18 protein-coding genes are annotated in these 20,454 nt (G+C 62.8%); 11 read left to right on the top strand and 7 right to left on the bottom strand.

What is annotated here, in order from left to right:
• Positions 1 to 24: 24 nt before the first annotated feature.
• From G6N38_RS07985 to G6N38_RS07975, 3 genes are read left to right on the top strand one after another with little or no spacing between them, the layout of a single operon-like run.
• On the top strand, positions 25 to 1,101 hold the full coding sequence (locus tag G6N38_RS07985) for a glycosyltransferase family 4 protein (RefSeq protein ID WP_163747032.1): 1,077 nt from the start codon (positions 25 to 27) through the stop codon (positions 1,099 to 1,101).
• A gap of 21 nt (positions 1,102 to 1,122) precedes the next feature.
• The gene (locus G6N38_RS07980) at positions 1,123 to 1,935 is read left to right on the top strand and encodes a glycosyltransferase family 2 protein (RefSeq protein ID WP_163747031.1); all 813 of its coding nucleotides are present in this window, start codon (positions 1,123 to 1,125) and stop codon (positions 1,933 to 1,935) included.
• A gap of 2 nt (positions 1,936 to 1,937) precedes the next feature.
• Positions 1,938 to 2,570, top strand: a complete 633-nt coding sequence (locus tag G6N38_RS07975; protein ID WP_163747030.1) for a YveK family protein — start codon at positions 1,938 to 1,940, stop codon at positions 2,568 to 2,570.
• A 9-nt stretch (positions 2,571 to 2,579) separates the two neighbouring features.
• Here G6N38_RS07975 and G6N38_RS07970 read toward each other — a convergent pair whose 3' ends face one another.
• The 4 genes from G6N38_RS07970 to G6N38_RS30625 form a co-directional block, all read right to left on the bottom strand.
• On the bottom strand, positions 2,580 to 3,635 hold the full coding sequence (locus G6N38_RS07970) for a cellulase family glycosylhydrolase (protein ID WP_163747029.1): 1,056 nt from the start codon (positions 3,633 to 3,635) through the stop codon (positions 2,580 to 2,582).
• Positions 3,632 to 4,768, bottom strand: coding sequence for a glycosyltransferase (locus G6N38_RS07965; protein WP_163747028.1), 1,137 nt, complete (start codon positions 4,766 to 4,768; stop codon positions 3,632 to 3,634). Before G6N38_RS07965 ends, G6N38_RS07970 begins: the two co-directional genes overlap by 4 nt.
• A gap of 97 nt (positions 4,769 to 4,865) precedes the next feature.
• Complete coding sequence (locus G6N38_RS07960; protein WP_407662953.1) at positions 4,866 to 5,597, bottom strand: FkbM family methyltransferase; 732 nt, start codon at positions 5,595 to 5,597, stop codon at positions 4,866 to 4,868.
• A 314-nt stretch (positions 5,598 to 5,911) separates the two neighbouring features.
• Positions 5,912 to 6,799: a class I SAM-dependent methyltransferase gene (locus tag G6N38_RS30625; RefSeq protein WP_163747027.1), complete on the bottom strand. Its 888-nt coding sequence runs from the start codon at positions 6,797 to 6,799 to the stop codon at positions 5,912 to 5,914.
• 315 nt (positions 6,800 to 7,114) lie between these two features.
• Between G6N38_RS30625 and G6N38_RS07950 the strand changes: the two genes are divergently transcribed.
• From G6N38_RS07950 to G6N38_RS07930, 5 genes are all read left to right on the top strand, one after another.
• On the top strand, positions 7,115 to 9,055 hold the full coding sequence (locus tag G6N38_RS07950) for a hypothetical protein (RefSeq protein WP_163747026.1): 1,941 nt from the start codon (positions 7,115 to 7,117) through the stop codon (positions 9,053 to 9,055).
• A gap of 99 nt (positions 9,056 to 9,154) precedes the next feature.
• Positions 9,155 to 9,916 carry a hypothetical protein gene (locus tag G6N38_RS07945; protein WP_163747025.1) on the top strand — a complete coding sequence of 254 codons (762 nt, stop codon included), beginning with the start codon at positions 9,155 to 9,157 and terminating at the stop codon, positions 9,914 to 9,916.
• A gap of 99 nt (positions 9,917 to 10,015) precedes the next feature.
• A complete protein-coding gene (locus tag G6N38_RS07940; RefSeq protein WP_163747024.1) occupies positions 10,016 to 11,704 on the top strand; it encodes a hypothetical protein in 1,689 nt (562 codons plus the stop codon).
• Positions 11,705 to 11,891: 187 nt separating this feature from the next.
• Positions 11,892 to 13,961, top strand: coding sequence for a phosphate acetyltransferase (gene pta / locus G6N38_RS07935; protein ID WP_179968495.1), 2,070 nt, complete (start codon positions 11,892 to 11,894; stop codon positions 13,959 to 13,961).
• Positions 13,961 to 15,148 (top strand): acetate kinase, encoded by a 1,188-nt coding sequence (locus tag G6N38_RS07930; RefSeq protein WP_163747022.1) that lies wholly within the window; start codon positions 13,961 to 13,963, stop codon positions 15,146 to 15,148. The genes pta and G6N38_RS07930 overlap by 1 nt, the downstream gene beginning before the upstream one ends.
• A gap of 66 nt (positions 15,149 to 15,214) precedes the next feature.
• Here the strand turns inward: G6N38_RS07930 and G6N38_RS07925 are convergent, their stop codons facing one another.
• The 3 genes from G6N38_RS07925 to G6N38_RS07915 form a co-directional block, all read right to left on the bottom strand.
• The gene (locus G6N38_RS07925) at positions 15,215 to 16,573 is read right to left on the bottom strand and encodes an alpha/beta hydrolase (RefSeq protein WP_163747021.1); all 1,359 of its coding nucleotides are present in this window, start codon (positions 16,571 to 16,573) and stop codon (positions 15,215 to 15,217) included.
• Positions 16,570 to 17,784: a lipase family protein gene (locus G6N38_RS07920; protein ID WP_163747020.1), complete on the bottom strand. Its 1,215-nt coding sequence runs from the start codon at positions 17,782 to 17,784 to the stop codon at positions 16,570 to 16,572. Before G6N38_RS07920 ends, G6N38_RS07925 begins: the two co-directional genes overlap by 4 nt.
• Before the next feature lie 101 nt (positions 17,785 to 17,885).
• Positions 17,886 to 18,629 (bottom strand): DUF899 domain-containing protein, encoded by a 744-nt coding sequence (locus G6N38_RS07915; RefSeq protein ID WP_163751870.1) that lies wholly within the window; start codon positions 18,627 to 18,629, stop codon positions 17,886 to 17,888.
• A gap of 95 nt (positions 18,630 to 18,724) precedes the next feature.
• Here G6N38_RS07915 and G6N38_RS07910 point away from each other — a divergent pair, with 95 nt between their 5' ends.
• Genes G6N38_RS07910 through G6N38_RS07900 form a run of 3 tightly spaced genes read left to right on the top strand, consistent with a single transcriptional unit; the run spans position 18,725 to position 20,431 of the window.
• The gene (locus tag G6N38_RS07910; RefSeq protein ID WP_163747019.1) at positions 18,725 to 19,060 is read left to right on the top strand and encodes an ArsR/SmtB family transcription factor; all 336 of its coding nucleotides are present in this window, start codon (positions 18,725 to 18,727) and stop codon (positions 19,058 to 19,060) included.
• The gene (locus G6N38_RS07905; RefSeq protein ID WP_163747018.1) at positions 19,057 to 19,491 is read left to right on the top strand and encodes an SRPBCC family protein; all 435 of its coding nucleotides are present in this window, start codon (positions 19,057 to 19,059) and stop codon (positions 19,489 to 19,491) included. The genes G6N38_RS07910 and G6N38_RS07905 overlap by 4 nt, the downstream gene beginning before the upstream one ends.
• 55 nt (positions 19,492 to 19,546) lie before the next feature.
• A complete protein-coding gene (locus tag G6N38_RS07900) occupies positions 19,547 to 20,431 on the top strand; it encodes a cytochrome c oxidase assembly protein (protein WP_246227774.1) in 885 nt (294 codons plus the stop codon).
• The last annotated feature ends 23 nt before the right edge of the window (positions 20,432 to 20,454 follow it).

The following is a 20,454-nucleotide window of genomic DNA, read 5'->3' as shown; positions in this document are numbered from 1 at the left end:
GCAACGACGGACGGAGGTGCTCCGGTGACCATCTTCGTCAACGGTAAGTGGCTGGCACAGTCGCCTTCGGGGACACAGCGCTACGCGACGCAGGTGATGCGAAGCGTCAGTTCGACCCCAGCGGCGCGACAGATCACTCTTGTCCTGCCCAAAGATGCGATCGAACCCCCCTGGGCTTCCAACTTCGTCATTGTCCGCTCGCGATTTCGAGGGGTGTTTTTCGAACAGGTTGTGCTGCCCTGGCTTACGCGTGGAAAGCAGCTGTATTCGCTGTGTGGGCCTGCGCCGGTGGTGAAGCGAAATCAAACGCTGGTCATGCATGACGCGACGCCGTTCCGGTTCCCCGGCAACTTCCGTCCGGCTTTCGTCATCTGGTATCGGCTGATGTACGCAGTGCTGTCGCGAACAGCCAAGCGCGTGGTGACCGTGTCGCCGTTCAGCCGCAGTGAGCTTGCTTGCGTACTCGGTGTTCCAGAGGCCCGCTTCGAGGTAGCGCCGTGCGGGGCCGACCATATCGACGCGCACGCGCCCAGCGAACCGGCTGAGCCACTGCCGTTCGAAAAGGGCTCGTACGCACTGATTGTCGGAAACCTGGCGCCGCACAAGAATGTCGCCGCTGCCGTGGCTGCGCTCGGTGACGCTGGAGTGCCGCTTGCCGTGGTGGGCAGCGCCCAGCATGTTCTCAAGAACGTGGAGTTGGAGCGGCGCGACAACGTCCGTCTGCTGGGCCGTGTCGACGACCGGCAGCTCGAGCAGCTCTACGCCCATGCGGCGGTGCTGGTGGCACCGTCGCGATATGAAGGCTTTTGCATCCCGATCATCGAGGCAGGCAGGTTGGGCTGCCCTACGGTATTTGCCACTGGCTCCGCGATGACGGACGCGGCCGGCGAAGGCGGCCTGGGATTCGATCCCGACGATATGGACAAGTGCGTCGAATTGGTCAACCGCGTTATCGCAGAGCCCACGCTGCGTGAACAGCTCAGCGCGAAAGCTCGTGCTAATGCCGACCGCTTCAGCTGGGCGCGCGCGGCGCATACGATCTTCGGAACGGAGGCGGTCGCCGATGTCGAAGCCCCACCCTCTGCCACCGGACGTGGCTGACCAGACTTTGGAGGACGCTCGGTGAGCACGCCGCTCTTTTCCATCGTGACGATCGCGTACCAGAACAAGAACGGACTCCTTGAAACGGTGGAGTCGGTCAAATCGCAGACATTTCGCGACTTCGAGCACATTGTCATCGACGCCGGCTCAACTGACGGCTCTGCGGAGTGGTTGGCGGCCAATTTCGATGGCGCGTGGGTGAGCGAACGCGACCGGGGTCGCTATCACGGGATGAACAAGGGCGCGCAGATGGCGCGGGGTGAATACCTGTGGTTCATGCATTCCGGTGACGTGTTCGGCGATGAGGACGTCCTGAAGCGGGTCGCCGCCGCGATAGCGGATGCGGGGCACCCGGATTGGCTTTACGGTCTGGCCCGAGTGGTGGGGGCGGACAAGAGTCTTCACAGCGTGCTCGCGTTGGTTCCGTTCAGTATGTTCAACGTCGCGATCCTGGGGCGTTCTCTGCCGCACCAGGCCGCTGCGTTCAAGCGGGACTTCTTTTGGCGCCTGGGCGGATACGACGAGACGATGCCCGTCGCGGCCGATCTGCTGTTCATGGTGCGAGCCGGCGACTGCTCGCCGCCCCTTGTACTCGCGGATTTCGTGTGCAATTTCGATTACACCGGTATCAGCGCGACGCGGTCGTGGCGGGCGATCCATTGGGACGAATACCAGATCCGTCGACGGAGTGGCGTAAGGGTCACCCGATCCCGGGTGCTAGATAATGTTCTCGCGGTCACCTATGCGCTTATCCAGCTCGCCGGCCTCTCGCTACGCGGCATGCTGGGGCGCAAGGATGCCACCGCAAACCCATCCAATGAGATTGGCGGGTAGGGATGGATACCGCGGCCGTATTGAAGGCGATCGCAAGCAGATGGCTGATCGTTGCTGGCCTGGCGGTGGCCGCAGCGACGGTCGTGGGAATCCTGACCATGCTGCGCCCTCCGGTATACGTCGCCACGGCCGAGGGCGTGGTTTCCGTCAGCAGTCCCCAGACCAGACCGTCGTGGGCATTGGGCAATGGTGCGCAATACATCGCCGAACGGATGACCAGTTACGCCCAGTTGGGCACCACCACCCCAGTGTTGCTTCCGGTCTACACCCGCCTCGGAGTGCGCGACACCGCCAGTGTTGGAATCGCATCTGAACCGGTGCCCAACCAGGCAATACTGCGGATCAGTGTGACGTCCAGCGATCCGTCTCAGGCAGCCCATGTCGCGGATGCGGTCTTGCAAGAACTCGGATCCAACATCACCCGAATCGAGAACGGCAATGTGGTCGTCACCCCAGTGACGCCAGCAACAACACCTTCGGTGCCGGCCAACCGGAGAGTTGCGTTGAATGCCGCCGTCGCCGCGTCCGGTGGCCTTCTCGTCGGGGCGTTTGGTGCCGTGGGCCTGCAAGTGTTGTCAGATCGCCGCAGCGGGCGGCACCGGGCTGGGCTTGTCGATCAGGACACCCACGGCTGAATCCAGCGACTACGACGGACCGCGCTCAATGAGGGCCTGACCGGCTGGCTTCAGGCTGAAATCCCTGCGCACCATTCCGAAGTTCTCTCCTTCGTCCGCGGGATTGGTGCCACCGTCGCGCAGCTCGTAGTAGATGAGCGGCCCCGCCCATGGCCACTGATCGACCAGATCGCGGGCGTGCAAGATCGTGTTGGCCTGGTCGTTGTCAGAGACCGCGGCGGTAGCCGTTCCGGTAGGTGCACCGAACTCGGTGATCCACACCTTCTTGGCGCCGTCCCCGTGTTGTTCCATCAGCCGGTGCAGCGCTGGTAGTTCATTGATCCCTCCGGTCACCTCTGCATCGGTGTCCGATGGCAACGACGGGAAGGTATACGGATGCACGGCGATCGCGTCCGCTAGCTGAGCGGTTCCGTTGGCGTACAACTGATTAACGAATGTCATCTGGGAGATTGTTGAGCCGTCTGCTTCGTCGTCGCCGGTCGTGAGCCCGCCCGTGAGCAGTGTGGCCTTCGGGTCAACCCCCCGTATTGCCGCGGCGGTCGCCCGGAAGAGCTTTCCGTACTGATTCGCGTCGGGTGCGGGTGCCCAGAAGAAGTCACTGTTCGGCTCATTCCAGACTTCCCAGGTGTGCACGCCCATCGGCGCGTAGCGCGCAGCCGTGACACGGGCGAAGTTAGCGAAGTCAGACATGAGATCCGGCGGGTGGTCGCTTGTCGTTCCGGCGCCGCGCGCCCACTCCGGGGTGTGGCTGAGGATGGCGACGACGTTCATTCCTCGCGCCGATGCTTGTTTGACGATTTCGTCGGAGTAGGTCCAGTTGAACTCACCGCGTTCGGGTTCGATCAGCGGCCAGAAGAAGTCCGCCCTGACCCAGCTCACGTGCATCTTCACCATCAGGTCGAACACCCGGCTGACGGCGGCGGGGTCGGCGTCGAGAAGCCGCACCATCATGCCGATCTTGCTCGGCTGACTCTTTCCCCACGACGGCACAGTACCGCCTGAATACAGCGCGATGACGAGACCGAAGACGGCAAACGGCAACGCCCACAGTCGGATTCGCGTCATTGCGCACAACCCTGCGATGTCAGGTCTTTGATCAGCTCGACGATATTGGATTGATCGATCGTCGTTGGTTCGACGCGGTAGCTGCTGAGTGGCAGGTTGAGCGCTTGCCGTAGCGCCGCGACGTCGTCGGCCGCGAACGTGGCATAGCGCGCAGCGGCAGCTCGGGCAGCTTCAACGAGCCCTGGACGGTCGGCGATCAGCACGGGCACACCGGCGCGTGCCGCCTCCACGACGACGAGACCGAACGGCTCGAGCCACACCGAGGGGACGACGAGGACGTCGATCGCGTCGTAGAGCACTTGGGGATCGGCCCACCCGAGCCACTCGACGTTGTCGTGAGTCTGAGTCATCAGGCGATCGACGTAGCCGGGGTCACCCTTACCGGCCACGATCAGTTTCTTCTCACCGTCGTCGACCGCGGCCAGCAGGACTTCGACACCCTTGGGTTCGCTGACGCGGCCCAGGTAACCCACTGTGTTCGGAACGCCTGAGGAGCGGTGCTGGCGGCTCGGTTGCGGATCACCGGCCGCGGCGGTCGGGTGTATGACGGCTGCGTCGTCGAAGTCCGGGAGTCCACGCCGCGCATGCTCGGCCACTACTGCCCGCGACACGCCTACCAGCTGACCGCCTGGCCAGCGGCGACGCGTCATCGTCAGCCGTGGCCGGCATGCGGTGCATATGTCGGTGCATACCTTGGCGTGCCAGAGCGTCGAAGAATTGCAGATCAATCCGTAGTCGTGCACCACGTGCACCAGGGGGATTCGACGCTCACCGGCCACGACCCAGGGCGCGTAGCCCCAGCCGCGAAGATTGTGGGTGATCACGACATCCGGTCGTAGCTCGTCCACCATCTTTCTGACCGCGCTTTTGCTTGCCAGGACGAACGTGTCGATGGCGTGCCACAGCACGCGCTGCGCGGCAACGGGCCGCTCGGCGTCGAATGGCCAGTAAATGTTGTCGATCGGATGGCCGGGCCCGGCATCGTCGGCGTTACGGGGCTTCAGTGCAGAGCTGTGCACTGTGAACCCAGCCTGCTCAAGCTCGTCGGCGAAGGATCCGACAACCCGTTCTGCGCCTCCGTACTGTGCAGACGGTGGCATCGACGAGAACTGCAGCACCACCGGGGATCGCATCAAGCGAAGGCCGATCGATCACTCACCGTGACGCGTTGAAGACGCATAACCGCAGTCTAGTGACCCTGCCTGGCGGCGGGGCGGCACGCGTTCCCGATCAATCATCCTCACGGAAGAACACGCCGTCGGCCTGTAACAGCCGGCTCGTCCGATCATCCCGGACACAGGGCACCAAACCGGTCAGCGTGAAACCCAACGAGTAGACGAGATCGAGTGCCTCGCGTATCAGCATGTCTCCGCCGTACAAGCGGAGCAGGGACAGCTCGAGTTGCATGCCGACGCAACGATCACTGACTGTTGACTGACCGCCGGCGAGTACCAACTTCTCATAGCCTTGAACGTCGATTTTGAGAAAAGCTACGTCGGTAGGGCGCAGAATTTTTGGGGCCACGGTGTCCAGGCGGTATATCGCTACCTCCTCGGTGCCGACATAATTGGCTTCAGGAAAGGCGCCCTGATGCGTTTCCAGCATCGGCAGAATGGAGCTGCTTTGGCCGTCATTGCCCGCGACATTTACCGATATCGTTCCATCGCGCTCGCCTAGGGCGCATTGCTGGCAATCCCAGAGTGGGTCGGCCGATGCGGATTTCTGTAATACGGAAAACGGGCCCGATAACGGCTCGAACGAGACGATTCGTCCTTTGAATCCTGCCCCGCGAACGTCGGTGGCGTATTGCCCCATATTGGCGCCGACATCAAGAACCACATCAACGCGATGTGATTCGAGTTGATTTACAAGCCTGCGGTTGTCATCCGGTTCGGAGCGGTACCGCGATACGTCGATGCCGGCGCGCCGCACGAGCATTCGAGCGTTGTGCAATAAACCCACTGTCGGACGATAACATGCGGTCGCGCGCTCCACCAGGAGGCGAATCTCGAACTGACCGTGGGGCTATCGCTACGTCGGATCGTCGTGTAGCAGCGATGATATCGGCCGCAACCGCTGGTCGGAGCGGCTTCGGACCGTTCGGTGCGGCAGAGCCCACGAGCTGACGAACGTATGAAATTTAATCCGATATCCATTCCGGAAACCGTCGGACATTTTATTTCCGATTTCGCTCCGATGGGATAAACGCCGGTGGCGGCATTTCGACCCAATGCGGGCAGTCCAATATTTAAGACTGCGTGAATGTCGCCGAAATCTCAGGCGGCGTCGGTCGTCGGCCTGCGCACTACGTACAACACCGAACCGAGCGCTATGGCGTGTCGTTTGAAAGTCTTGTCGCCGAAAGTGTTCCGGTCGAGGAGGGATAGCTCCAAGCCGCTTTGCTTGATCCGCGAGCACAGTGTGGACCGGTCGTAAAGGCGCACGTGGTCGCCCTGGGCGAAGCGGCGCCACCGTTCTGCCTCATCGGTGACCGTCGGGTCCTCGTCGAACCTGCCTTCGGGCATCACCGGGGTCATGATGATGCCGCTCCCACCCGGTGCCAGTATTCGGTACAACTCCTTCAAGGCCAGGCTGTCATCTGAGACATGCTCGAGGATGTGTGAGCACATAAAGAAGTCGAATGAACCATCCGGGTAGATCGGCATATCGGTGATGTCGACGACGTCGTCGACGCCGGCCATCATGAGATCGGCTGTGCGGTATCGGAGGTCATCACGGCCGCGCAGGTATGCCGACAGCGTTGTGGACGGCGCGAACTCGAGCACTCGGCGGACACCGTTCGGTGGCAGGAAGCGGTCGATGTAGAGCTTGTAAAGTCGATCCCGGTCGTTGGACCGGCATACCGGACAAAGGTACCGGCTGTGATTCAAGGTTTCGAAGTCGTCAATGGGGTAGGGGAATCCGTATTCGATCAGCTGGGCGCCGATCCAGCTCTCCCTGAAGCGAACCCAGCTCCCGCAGAGATTGCACTGCTGGGGACCTACGTACCACGCGCGCCGGAGGAGCCGGCCGGGCCCAGTCTCCGAGACTAGCGCGCGCCGAAGCCCCGGCGAGATGGACAACAATCTCTCCAAGGCGTTCATCGACGAGCGGGAACCCCCTGGGACTTCGGCGCCGCCTCCGTCGTGTTCGGGGTCGCTCACGCTAACATCTTTGGCGGTGAAGGCACGAACGACATTCTGCTCCTCATAATGGATCCGGGCATACAGAGAGGTGATCTGCGGTCGCCAGTCATCACGGCACCTTAGTGCGATCGTAACGGGGCCGCCTTGTGTTTGCTTCTGTGAGCAGAGAATTAGGATCCGAATATTTTCGGCATCGTGATGTCACCCGCCAATGGCCAGATCAAAGTCGTCAATGGTGCCTCGGCAATAAAAAGGGTGAAGTTTGATATGTTTCGAAACGTGTATGCAGCCCGGTTTGGCGCACTTGTCGTGGTCCTGGGAATCCTTTTCGGGATGGCGCCGCCAGCGTCGGCTGACCCCGAAGGGACTGATCCAGTTGGTGTGGCCGGGGCGCTGGTCGATTCACCCACGCTTTCGCTGATCGATCTGGGATCGACGGCGACGGGTTCGTTCTTCTCATCGAGCCAGGGCACCACCGTCAGCACCTTGACGTTTCCGGTCCCGCAAGGGTTGGCCCCGGTCGCGCTGGACGCGACGATCGAGATCCCGATCGAACTCCGTTACGCCAGCATGGCGGTCACGCAGAACGGTCGCACCGTCAGCCGGTTTGGGTTGCCGCTGACCGACCAGGCTCGGTTCGTGATTCCGCTCGCCGGTGCCGAGGTCGTCGGCAATTCGGTGACTGTCTCGTTGACGGTGACCGCTGAGCCGATCGAAGGGTACTGCTGGGACATTCAGAATCCATTGCGGCTTGTCGATGGCATGGTCGCATTCACCGGCGCGGAAGTCGCGCCGACGACTGTCGCTGGTTTCCTTCCACCCGTCCTGCGGAAGCTGACCATCGCACTGCCTGCGACGCCGTCGCAGTCGGAGTCCAACGCGGCGATTCAGCTGGCCGCCGCCATCCAGCGGCGCTATGGCTCGCAAAACCCTGGCGTCGTCGTCGTTCCCCTCGGTGATCCGACGTCCACCGTCCTGGGTCCGTCCATGCCGCTGGAACGGCAGATAATCATCAAAGAGGGCCCGACCAAAGGTCTCTCGCTGCAGCCGAGTGCCACCAATATGCCCGCGTTGCTCGTCTCAGGGCGTGGCGATGAGCTTGCCAATCAGGTGCGGCTGCTAGGGGATGCCCTGCTGCAATATGCACTCAGCCCCGACACTGTTGTCACAGGACCGTTGCCGGACCCTCAGGATTTCCTGGGCGATTCGACCACGCTCACACAACTGAAACAAACGGGGCTCAGCTCGCTTGGACTGTGGCCAGAAGTGGCAATCGACATGAGTCAGGCCAGATTCGGTCATTCGCTGGGCTCGGTTCGTGTGCACCTCATTGGTTCACATACGCCGATTCCCAACAATTTTGGTGGTGAAGTGACCGCCATGGTCGGTGAAGAGACCGTAGGCCGGTGGCCAGTTGAAGCCAGCGGCACGATCGACCACTGGGTGGACATTCCGGCCGGATCGCTCACGCGGATCACGACCCTCCGGGTGGCAGTGCACACGACGACTGCCGACGCTGGGCGTTGCGGCAACTACGTCCCGATGATCCTCAGGATCGACGGCAGCACCCAGATCGTGACTAGCCCCACCACGCCGTCGGTCTCGCTCGGTTTTGGATCACTTCCTCAAGCTCTGATGCCGCGCATCCAAATCGGGCTCAGTGATGACGCATTCGGCGACACCGTGCGCGCAACCCAGATCATCGCGGGCCTTCAACACATGAGCGCGGTACCACTGAACACCACCGTGGTCAGCCTCAAACAAGCCATTGACAGCCATCAAGCGGCAATCCTCATTTCGGCCGGCGGTTGGCCGGTGCCGACGATCACGGCCCCGTTCGATGCCAAGCAGAACAACGTGACCGTCTGGGGCACCGATCCCGCGCACAAGGCGGCCACGCTGACCCTGAACCCGACAACGCGTTTTGGTTCGCTGCAGACCGTATTCGATGGTCAGCGACCGATTCTGATTGCCACTTCCAACGCTGCGCCCGAGCAGCTCGACGAATTGCTGCGCTGGCTGTCGGCCAAACCGGAACGGTGGGACGGGCTGAGCGGTCAAGCGGTCGTCTCCACCCCGGGCAGCGAACCGATCACGGTGTCCAATCCCTCCGTCGGCGTGGCGGCCCTGCCTGGTGCGCCGTCGACCGGGAGGGCTGGCGTTTGGGCGTGGTGGCTGGCAGGCGGCTTGGTGGCCGTCGCCGTTGCGGGTGGTCTGATCTTGCTGATCGGGGCACGTCGGCGGCCGCGATCCAGTTCCGAACCTGTGGAGTAAAGACGTTGCGCTGCCGCCCGCCCAGCAGTGTCGGTGCATGGTGGAAGCCGCCTCGGAATCTGCTTGTACGCAGGCGGTGGAGGTTATGCTTTGGCAACTATGGGTTCGGATGCAGGTTGTCGCGACGACAAAGACTTGTTTACGGTGAGTCAAGCTCAGATATCGCAGATCGAGCAGGATTTGCACGTACGAGGAATGTCGATTCTCCGCGGAGCGATCTCACCCGACTGGATCGAAGCGGCCCGCAAAGAGGTCGAAGCCTATGTCGAGCGGCACGGGTCGGGAGATCACGACCTGTTCGACCTCGATGAGTGGGAATGTCCGGCGATCCGCCAATTAGCTGAGAATCCTGAAATGGAATCGATGCTCAGAACGCTTGCCGTGCAGTCTTCTTCGGGAGTCGAAAGTACCGAATCCTATGATCGGCGCGCGCTTCGAATCCACGATGGCACCCGCGGGGTCATTCCCTATCTGTGGCACTACGACGCCAACACCGTGACGGCCATGATCCCCGTGACGGTTCCGGACGCCGGCACCGGGCAGTTCGGCACCCTGCCGCCTGACCGGCCAATTCGCCGCAGTGTGACGTCGATGGTTCGAGAAAGAATGCGGATCGGTAAGGACCCTTATCCCAAGGCCACCGAACAATTCAAGAAGGCTCCGGAGCGATCGACCTATCCGCTGATTCCCGGTGAAGCCCTGATCTTCTACGGTTACCGAACGATGCATACCGCACTTCCGTGGCCCGTGGGTCAGTGGCGGGCAAACATCGTTCTGCACTACGGGCTCCCGACGAGGCTGGAGAGCGGTCCTCTTCGTGCGGCGTTCGGAATCCGAGACGCAATCACACGCAAGCGGTAAGCGTCGGCGCGCGAGCGAGGCCGGTCAAGAGGCGCTCGACCGGGTGTGGAACGGACTTCCGCTCATTTACGACATGGGAGCTGAACGGGGGCGCTGAACGTGACTCGTGGCACTCGATTCAGCGACGCCAAGATCGCCGCATTCATAACCGCAGCACTATTCGTGCTGTACGTGTGCACCCTTTCTAGGACGTACTTTGGCGACGGTCTTCAGTTCGCTTTGTTGATCGAGAATGGCGATCTGGAATCGATACTGGCACCCAATCACATGCTGTATCCGCTGATCGGGTTGGGCTTCTACCGAGCCTGGCAAATCGTCGGATGGGATGGCGGCGCATTACTCCCATTGCAGGTTCTCAGTGCGGTGGGGGGTGCAGGCTCCGCCGGAATGATGTACTTGATCGGGGTAAAGATCACCCGGTCCCAGATCCAGTCCGCATGGGTGGCGGCGATATTTGCGGTCTCGGCCGGCGTTTGGGTATACAGCACGGACGCTGAATCCGTCACTCTTCCACTCTTGTTTTCGCTGCTTCTCCTGTATGCAATTGTTGCCGACCGCGACCCGGCCCGTTTGACGAGCCCGCTAATACTTGGGGCCTTGGTTTTTCTTTCATTGGCCACCTACGAGACTGGCATCTTGCTGGTTGTCCCGGTCCTCGCGGGTTACCTGTTGGCCACAGAAATGACCTGGCGCTTGCGCGCTCGTCAATCGTTGCTGTTTATTTTGTTCTCTGGCGGTCCGTCACTGATTCTGTACGTTCTCGTCGCCGTAATAGTTGCCAGGGTCCGGTCTCTGCAGGGGTTCCTCGACTGGCATTTTGCCCTGTCCGAGATGGGTTTGTGGGGCAAGCCATCCCTGTCGACGCCGGTCAAAGGCGCGATCGCCGTGGTCAAGAACCTCGGCGGATATCCGGGCATGCAGCAGGAATCGTGGCCGTCTTGGTTCTCGGCGGCCGCAACTGGGCAACGCGCCCTCATGGTGCTGTCTACTGTGGCGATCTCTGCGGCATTTTTGTTCTCGATCGTCCTCATAGTCAGACGCAGACGATTCATTCTCGATCACCATCGGCGGACGCTGGGCGTTTTCCTGGCCTGGATCGCTGTCTATTCAGCATTTGCATTCTATTGGGTGGCTTCCGATCCGTCTTTCTGGACACCGGCTCTTGTGCCGTGGTGGCTGCTGATCGGTATTGCCGTGTTTGCGAATACCGCACCCGAGGAATCCGCAGAAGAGACTCATGGTCCGTGGACTCAAGGGGTGCGTCTCGTTGCCGTCTTTATGGTGGTTTTCTTGCTGGCTTTACTTTTCTCTATTGCGCCCAGGATGCGGCCGGATTGCGCAAATCAAGTCACTATGAGCATCGGCCGGGCTACCGGTCCAAACGATCTGGTGATCACAAGTGGCTGGGAAAGCTATTTTCTCACTGTTCCGTACCTTGCCCACCGCAACACAATTTCGGTCTATCACTGGATGCTCAACTCCGTTCCAGATAGTCCGTGGGCAGTCCGTCCGACGCAGGGCGCCGTCATAGCCGGTCGCAGAAGCAAGGCTGATGTGTTCAACGAGATCGCCGAACGTGCCAGCGACGTCCGCGAGCGAGGAGGGAAGGTGCTTCTCGTGGGGGTGCCTGCGGGACAGAAGGAGTGGAGTTTTGCCGAAGCCATCGGCCTTCACAAGGAGGACTTCTCATTCTTCACAACGCGGCCTGGCTGGACGGTGTGCGGAGAAGACGTTCTGGAAGTGACTGGCACCGCACACAGGACGAGCGGCCTGCCGGTCAAGAATTAGGTTCGCCAGCGGACGGGGTGTCCAGCTCAGCCGGCCTTTCCAGGATTCACGACGTCCTTATGTCTGTGAACATCTCCGCCTCAATACCCCGGGTACGTTCGCCGAACGCCGAGTAACGGTGGGCGTGAGTGTGCGGCTGGGAGGTATCCAGGTGTCGCATCGATCTCGGTTACGGAAAGCTGGTGGGGTGACCGCCGCTCGCACCACGTCGATATACATTGCGTCGCCCGAGGGGGACACCGGTAAGTCCACCGTGGCACTGGGCATCTTGCACCGGTTGACCGCGATGGTGCCCAGGGCCGGCGTCTTCCGCCCGATCACCCGGCGGGAGAATCGCGACTACATCCTGGAGTTGTTGCTGGCGCATAGCAACGCGGGCCTGACATACGAGGAATGCGTCGGGGTGACGTATCAGCAGTTGCACGCTGACCCCGACGGCGCGATCGCTGACATCGTCGACCGCTATCACGAGGTGGCCGCGCGCTGCGATGCGGTGGTGATCGTCGGATCGGACTACACCGACGTTGCTACACCCACCGAGCTCAGCGTGAATGCCCGTATCGCGGCCAACCTCGGCGCACCGGTGCTGCTGTCAGTGCGTGCCCGTGACCGCACTCCTGCCGAAGTCGCTCAGGTCATCGAGCTGTGCCTGGCCGAGCTGGCCGCCCAGCACGCACACGCGGCGGCCGTGGTCGCCAACCGCGCCGATCCGACGCAGCTGGAAGCGGTCGCCGAGGCCTGCGCGAACCTCGGACCGCGCGTCTACATCATCCCCGAGGAGCCGCTGCTGGTCGCCCCGACCGTCGCGGACCTGAGTCAGGCTGTAGACGGCGTCCTGGTACATGGCGACCCTTCGCTGCTCGGCCGTGAAGTGCTGGGGGTGCTGGTGGCTGGTATGACCGCCGAGCATTGTCTGGAGCGACTCACTGAGGGCGTCGCCGTCATCACGCCGGGTGATCGTTCCGACGTCGTGCTGGCGGTCACCAGCGCGCATGCCGCCGAGGGCTTCCCGTCGCTATCGGCGGTCATCCTGAACGGTGGGCTGCCGCTGCATCGCTCGATCGCCGAATTGGTGACCGGTCTGGGCCTTCGGTTGCCGATCATCGCCACCGACCTCGGCACGTTCGAGACGGCCAGTGCGGTGGCAGGCACTCGGGGGCGGGTCACCGCGACTTCCCAGCGCAAGATTGACACCGCGATCGCGCTGATGGAGCGCTATGTGGACATCGACGAGTTGCAGAACCGGCTGAGCTTGCCGATCCCCACAGTGACCACGCCGCAGATGTTCACCTACCAGTTGATGGAACGGGCGAGGGCCGACCGCAAGCGGATCGTGCTGCCCGAGGGAGAGGACGACCGCATTCTGCGCGCCGCCGGACGGCTGCTGCTGCGTGGTGTCGCGGAGCTGACGATTCTAGGTGACGAGGCTCAAGTCCGTTCCCGTGCAGCCGAACTGGGTGTGGACTTGAGCGAAGCCACCGTGCTCAACCCGCGTACCAGCGAGCTATGCGACGACTTCGCCGCCCAGTACGCTGAGCTTCGTAAGAAGAAGGGCGTGACGTTGGAACAGGCCCGCGAGACCATGCACGACGTGTCGTATTTTGGAACGATGTTGGTGCACAACGGCATTGTCGATGGCATGGTGTCCGGTGCCGTACACACGACGGCACACACCGTGCGGCCGGCCTTCGAGATCATCAAGACCCAGCCCGATGTGTCCACGGTGTCGAGCATCTTTCTGATGTGCCTGGCTGACCGGGTCTTGGCCTACGGTGACTGCGCGATCGTGCCCGACCCGACCGCTGAAGAACTGGCTGACATCGCGATCAGCTCGGCGCGCACCGCCGCCCAGTTCGGCATCGATCCCCGGGTTGCGATGCTGTCCTATTCCACGGGTGACTCGGGTAGCGGAAGTGGCGTCGAGAAGGTCAGGACCGCAACCGAACTGGTACGGCTCCGGGCGCCGGAGTTGTTGGTGGAGGGGCCGATCCAGTACGACGCCGCTGTCGACTCAGGGGTTGCCGCGGCCAAGATGCCAGGTTCTGCGGTGGCCGGCCGGGCAACCGTCCTGATCTTCCCTGACCTCAACACCGGCAACAACACCTACAAGGCTGTGCAACGCAGCGCCGGCGCCATCGCGATCGGCCCCGTGCTGCAGGGACTCAACAAGCCAGTCAACGACCTTTCGCGTGGTGCGCTCGTCGAAGACATCGTCAACACAGTCGCGATCACCGCGATCCAGGCCCAGGGGATGTGATGTCGGATACCGTTCTGGTGCTCAATTCCGGTTCGTCGTCATTGAAATACCAACTCGTGCAACCCGAAACTGGCACGTCGCTGGCACACGGGATCGTCGAGCGGATCGGCGAGGAATCCTCGTCCGCCACGCTGACGCTCGGCAACAATGAGATTCGCCGCGACGGACGGATCGCCGACCACGAGACTGCGCTGCGAACCGCGTTCGATCTGTTCGCTGAGGCCGGTCAGAACCTGGACGACTTGGGGCTGGTCGCTGTCGGTCACCGAGTGGTGCACGGTGGCCAGGACCTGTACCGCCCCACCGTCGTCGACGATGCGGTGATCGCCAAGCTGGAGGAGCTCTCACCGCTTGCGCCGCTGCACAACCCGCCCGCGGTGCTGGGGATCGAAGTCGCCCGCAGGGTACTGCCCGACCTGCCGCACATCGCGGTGTTCGACACCGCCTTCTTTCATGATCTGCCTGCCGCCGCCGCGACATATGCGATGGACCGGGAGTTGGCCAGCCGCTGGAAGATTCGCCGCTACGGCTTTCACGGCACATCGCATCAGTACGTCAGCCAGCAGGCCGCAGCGTTCCTCGGTGCTCCGCTCGAATCACTCAATCAGATTGTGCTGCACCTGGGCAACGGCGCGTCAGTATCGGCGATCGCGGGCGGGCGCCCGGTCGATACCTCGATGGGCCTCACCCCGATGGAGGGGCTGGTGATGGGAACCCGCTCCGGCGATATCGACCCTGGCGTGCTCGTATACCTGTGGCGCACCGCCGGCATGGGTGTCGAGGAGATCGAGACCATGCTCAACCGGCACGCCGGAATGTACGGACTCGGCGGTGAGATCGATTTCCGGGTCGTGCACCAGCGGATCGAATCCGGCGACGAAGCAGCGCAATTGGCCTACGACGTGTACATCCATCGGTTGCGCAAGTACATCGGCGCTTATCTGGCTGTCCTCGGCCACACCGACGTGGTGACGTTCACCGCCGGAGTGGGCGAGAACGACGCGCAGGTGCGCCGCGACGCGCTGACGGGCCTCGCGCCGCTGGGTATCGAACTCGACGAGCACCTCAACGAGAGTCCCGCTAGGGGTGCACGCCTGATCTCGGCCGACAAGTCACCGACAACCGTGCTGGTGATTCCGACGAACGAGGAACTGGCGATCGCGCGTGCCTGTCTGGCAGTCCTCTAGTCGGTTCGCGACAGGATTACGTGGTGGTGAAGTGATCAGGTCCGTGCGCTCATCGGCACCGACCGGCTAGCGGTTGGGTGCGCCCGGCAGCGGAATCGATGGGACACCCGGCGTGCCGATCCTGCCGGCCAGCCAGGGCAGGGCCGCAGCGAAAACCTTGGCCGCACCGACGAAGTCGTGTGACGAGGGGGTGCCCACGACAGCGCACTCAATGCCGTAGCTGCCCATCAACGAACACAACGAGTTGGCGATGACTGCGTGATCCTCGGAGTTTGTATCCCAATCCGCCAGGACTGCCGGGTCGAGATTCTCGTTGCCATCGCGGTACACCGTCGGTGTCTCCGACGAGATTCCAAACCACGCGGCCAAACCGTTGTAGCGACCATGCTGGGTGACAATGGATTTCGGGTCAAAAGCCGCCCAGGCGTCTTCGTCACCTCCGAATAGGCGGGCGACGGTCTGCTGGTGGGAGCCGGCATTTGGGCCAAGCTGACCGTCGATGGAGACGATCGTGCTGAATAACTCGGGGTGGCGCACAGCAAGCATGACCGCACAGGTGCCCCCCGCGGACCAGCCGCCAACACCCCAGCTGGCTGGATCGGAGCGCACTCCGAAATTCGCAATCACGAACGGTACAACATCTTTGATGAGGTGGTCGGCGGCGTTACCCCTGGGTCCGTTGACGCATTCGGTGTCATTGCTGAACTGACCGCTGGTGTCCGGGAACACCATCACCGGAGCATTACCGTGATGCGACGCGGTGAATTTGTCGAGAATGCCGAGCGCGTTGGCCGACAACAGCCAGTCGAAGGGGTAGCCGAACTCCCCGTTGAACATCATCACCGTTGGCAGCTGCGGCGGTGGATTCGTCGTGAACCAGGCTGGCGGCAGATACACCAGTTCAGGCCGGTGTGGAAACCCCGATGCCGCGTCGGGCGTGATCACTCGAACGACGACTCCCTCGGTCGGCCTCTCGCCGCGGCGCTGCATGTCAGCCAGCGTTGATTGGTCCACCCAGCGTGCCGGTTCCACGCCGCGAACCCGGTCCCATGCAGCCTCCACCGTCGGCACATAGGCCACCCACATGTTCACCGCCAAGGCCACACAGAGCAGGCTCAGCGGTACGGCGAGCAGTGATGCGCCCCGCTGCCACCACCGGATGCCGCGCCACCCCATAATCGCGACGACCGCGGCCAGGCCGGTCAGCGCGATCCACAGCCAGAGGATCGCTGGCGCCGGGTCCTGTGACAGCCCCTGGTCGTCGATATACCAATAGACAAACGCGGCAAGGGCTATACCGACGATCGCAGCGATGGGCACCGCCACGAGACGCCATCGGCGGCTGCGCCAGCCGATCGCGATCACCAACACCACCGCGGTGAGAATCTGCAGTGTGACCGGCACCCAGCCGTGTGTCAGGCTCATGGTGTGTGAACCGCGCAATCATTGGGGGCGGGCGCGCCATTGACGCGTTGGCTCATCCAATCCAGGGCTTCGGTCATATCGAGTTGATCGGGGGCGTCGTCGGCCAATCGGCGGATCTGGATGACGTCACCCATCTTGCACGCGCGGTCCAGTGCCTTCTCGGTCCAGGCCGGTGGAATGAGCGGATCGTTTCCGCTGTACATCACCAGCATCGGAGCATCGGTGGGTCCCTGTGGGAGGCTGGTCTTTTGGAGATAACCGCGAAGTATTGCCGTGGCCGCTGGGCTGTGCGGACGCAGATCGTCGGGCCCGATCTGATTCGCCAGCGCGGCGCGTTGCTCGGGCGTCGTACCCTGGCACGCCAACAGGGCATCCCATTTCTGCTGAGCCGCTGCGCTACGGAAGTCATCGAGATTGAAATCGGTGCCGTATGTGCTTTTCAACGAGGCGAGGTAGGCCAGCAGATCGAGTCTTTGCACAGGGTGCAGAGTGCCTGCTTCGGCGCCGTCGGCAAGGCCGTTGATATCGGCGACAGGAGAAACAGCGACAGTGCCGAGCAACGTCATTCCTTGGCCCTGATTCTCGTTGAGTTCGTTGGCCGCCCATGCCGCCTGCCCGCCTTGGCCAATTCCGAAGGCGAGCCAACGGTCGGATGCCGCGGTCAGGGTGCGTGCCGCGCGCACCGAATCGATCAGGTTGTAACCGGCCGTCGTGGAATCCAGGAAGGGGTGGAATGTGCCTTGGTCTCCGTCGCGGGCCTTGTCGATGGTCGCCAGCCCCTGGTAGTCGGACATGACCACGCCGTAACCGGCCTGCAGCAGCTGCTGAACTGCCGGTGCCGAGTTCACCTGCGACGGTGACAACGAGGGGCCACATCCGGGCAGGGTGCCGGTCACCGTGTGGCCGAACGCGACCAGCGGCCAGCCGCCCTCGGGGACTTGACCTTTCGGCACAAACAGCAGACCACCCACGTGGGCGGTGCTGTCATTGATGCCCGATCGTGAGGCGTAGATGAAGCGCTGGGCTGTCGCAATCGGCGCAAGCAACGGATCGAAAGCCGACAGGTTCTCCGCGGAGAGCACATCGCCGAAGTTGTGTGAGGCGATGATCGGCGCGGGCGGCGGCGGTGGTGCTGCAGGGGGACTGCTGCAGCCAGCCCCGGCGAGCACTGCGAGCAGGACTACCGACAAGGCCGCCTTCGCTCGTCTCATGACGGCCAATTTACTCGACGGCTGTAATCGAACGTCTCACCCTTGATGACCTGGTTAGACCGTGGATCGGGTCGGCGTTGGTCGGGCGCCAGGTCTTCGGTCTAAGCCGGCGGCCGCGGATCGTGGGCGGCGCCGGGGTCGGGATCGCCGAACCAGCGCGACGGTGTGTACTCGGGGTAGTTGTCGTGCCAGCTCCACCATTCGTAAGGCTTGCTTTGGGGGTAGCCGGGTGGTGAGTCCTCCCAGATCTCCTGGCGTCCCAATGCGGTCATGTCGAGGAAATGCCAGGTGTTGACGAACATCTCGTCACCGCGGCTGTCGATGAAATAGGTGCGGTAGATCTGGTCGCCGTCGCGGATGAAGGCGTTGGTGCCGTGCCATTGGTCGACGCCGAAGTCGACGTCGAAGGAACTCTCCGGACGGGGCATCATCGTGTACCACGGGATGTCCCAGCCCATCCTGGCCTTGATTCGCTGGATGTCGGCCTGTGCTCCCCGCGAGGCGTAGACCAGCGTGGTGTCGCGGGCGTTCAGATGCGCGAGGTTGCCGATGTGATCGGCCATCAACGAACAACCGACGCAACCATGGTCGGGCCAGCCGTGTACCCCGGGGTCCAGGAAAGCGCGGTACACGATCAACTGGCGACGGCCGCCGAACAGGTCGAGCAGACTCACCGTGCCGTCCGGGCCGGCGAACTCATAGGCCTTGTCGACCGGCGTCCAGGGCATTCGCCGCCGCAGCGCGGCCAGTGCGTCGCGGGCTCGGGTCAACTCCTTCTCTTTGACGAGCAACTGCTGGCGTGCGGCGTCCCACTGCGATGCCGACACAATGTGAGGCTTGTCCATCGACGCTCCGGCCACGGTGCTCCCCTTCAATATTAAACAAATAGGTTGAATATCCGACTTCAGCGAATCACGCCGGGCGGTCTATAGTCAACAAGATGGTTGAAGATCAGGTTTTGGATCGTGCGTATGCCGCACTGGCGGACCCGACCCGGCGCCACCTGATCGAGGTGCTGCGCGACGGCGACGCCCGGATCACCGATCTGGCCGCCCCGCTGCCGATGACCTTTGCCGGCGTGTCACGCCATATCGGCGTGCTGGAATCGGCCGGACTCATTGCGCGTGACGTCCGTGGGCGCGAACACTGGGTATCCCTTCGGCCGGAGGGCCTTACGGCCGCCCAACATTGGATCGACGAGCAGACGCGCTTCTGGTCGGTGCGCGCCGATGCCCTTGCGGCGCGTCTAAGTCGCAAGAAAGGGCGGGCTCGATGAGCGATACCGTGACCGTCGTCGTCCAGCGCGTCATGCCCGCAACGCCGGAGGTGGTGTTCGACGAGTGGCTCGACCCAGAGGCGTTGCGGGAGTGGATGTGTCCGCACCCAGTACGTGTCGTCGAGGTCGCTGTCGAGACTCGGGTCGGCGGCACGGTGCGCTTCGACGTCGAGAATTCAGGTGCCCGGGTGCTCATCAGCGGGCAGTTTCTGGCCATCGAACGCCCGCGTCTGCTGCGGTTCACGTGGAGCAACTCCGACTGGGAAGACCCGACTCAAGCCAGCGTCGTCAATGTGACGTTCGAACCGGTCGGCAGCGAGGAAACACTGATGTCGATCGAGCATTCCCTGCTGCCGCCAGCCGAATTCGAGTCTTTTCACACCGGTTGGATCGCCACGTTCGACCAACTCGCAGGCAAACTGGCTCACTGATCGGCTCAGCAACCACACGGGAACTTCCCAGCTGATCGGCGTACGGTCGGCAGCCGTGGTCCTCGGGTCGTGGACGCTGGACGGCAGCGCGCTGGTCGTGATCGCACTCGCGAGTGCGATCTATCTCGTCTGCTATCAACGCATCAAGGGCACTGCCGCTGTCGGGCGTGGGCAGGCCGGCTGCTACATGTCGGGCATCGCGGTGTGGGCGCTGGCCACGTTCAGCGCCGTGGGTGTATATGCACCTGTGCTGTTCTGGGTGCGCGCGCTGCAGGTACTGCTGTTGTTGCTCGTCGTGCCCTTCCTGCTGGCGCTGGGTCGCCCGCTGGCGGTGCTGTGCGCGGCCGCACCGCCGATCAAGCGCTCGGTGGAGTCTGCGCTGAGCTCGAGAGTCCTTCGCGTGGTCTGCTCACCGCTCGCGACATCAGCCGCGATGCTGGTCACGCCGTGGCTGCTGTACCTGACGCCCTGGTACGTCACCTCGATGAATGGGCCGGCCGCGGCGGCGACCCGGCTGCTGCTTGTTGTCGTCGGCTTCGGGTACTTCTATGCCCGGCTGCAGACGGACCCGGTGCCGCGACGGTTCTCGCCGCTGGTATCGATCGGGATCAGCGTCGTGGAGTCGTTGGCGGACGGGGTGCTGGGCGTAGTGCTGTGGCTGGGCCCGCTCATCGCCGTCGACTATTACGCATCGCTGCAGCGCAATTGGGGACCAAGCCCACGAATCGACCAATCCATCGGAGCGGGCATCTTGTGGATCGCCGGCGACGCGCTGAGCATCCCGTTCGTCTTGGTCCTGATGCGCCAGCTCGGCTCCCACGAGCGCCGGCGAGCCGCGCAGGTGGACGCCGAATTGGAAGACGACATGGGGGAGGAAGGCCCGGTGCCGACGCTCTGGTGGGAGAACGATCCCCAGCTGCGCGACCGATTCCGCCCCTAGCCCCGACTCCTCCTCATCGCTCG

This window comes from Mycolicibacterium helvum (assembly GCF_010731895.1).
Taxonomy (GTDB): Bacteria; Actinomycetota; Actinomycetes; order Mycobacteriales; family Mycobacteriaceae; genus Mycobacterium; species Mycobacterium helvum.
Note: the sequence above shows the minus strand (reverse complement) of the source record. Positions and strands in the feature narration are given on the sequence as shown.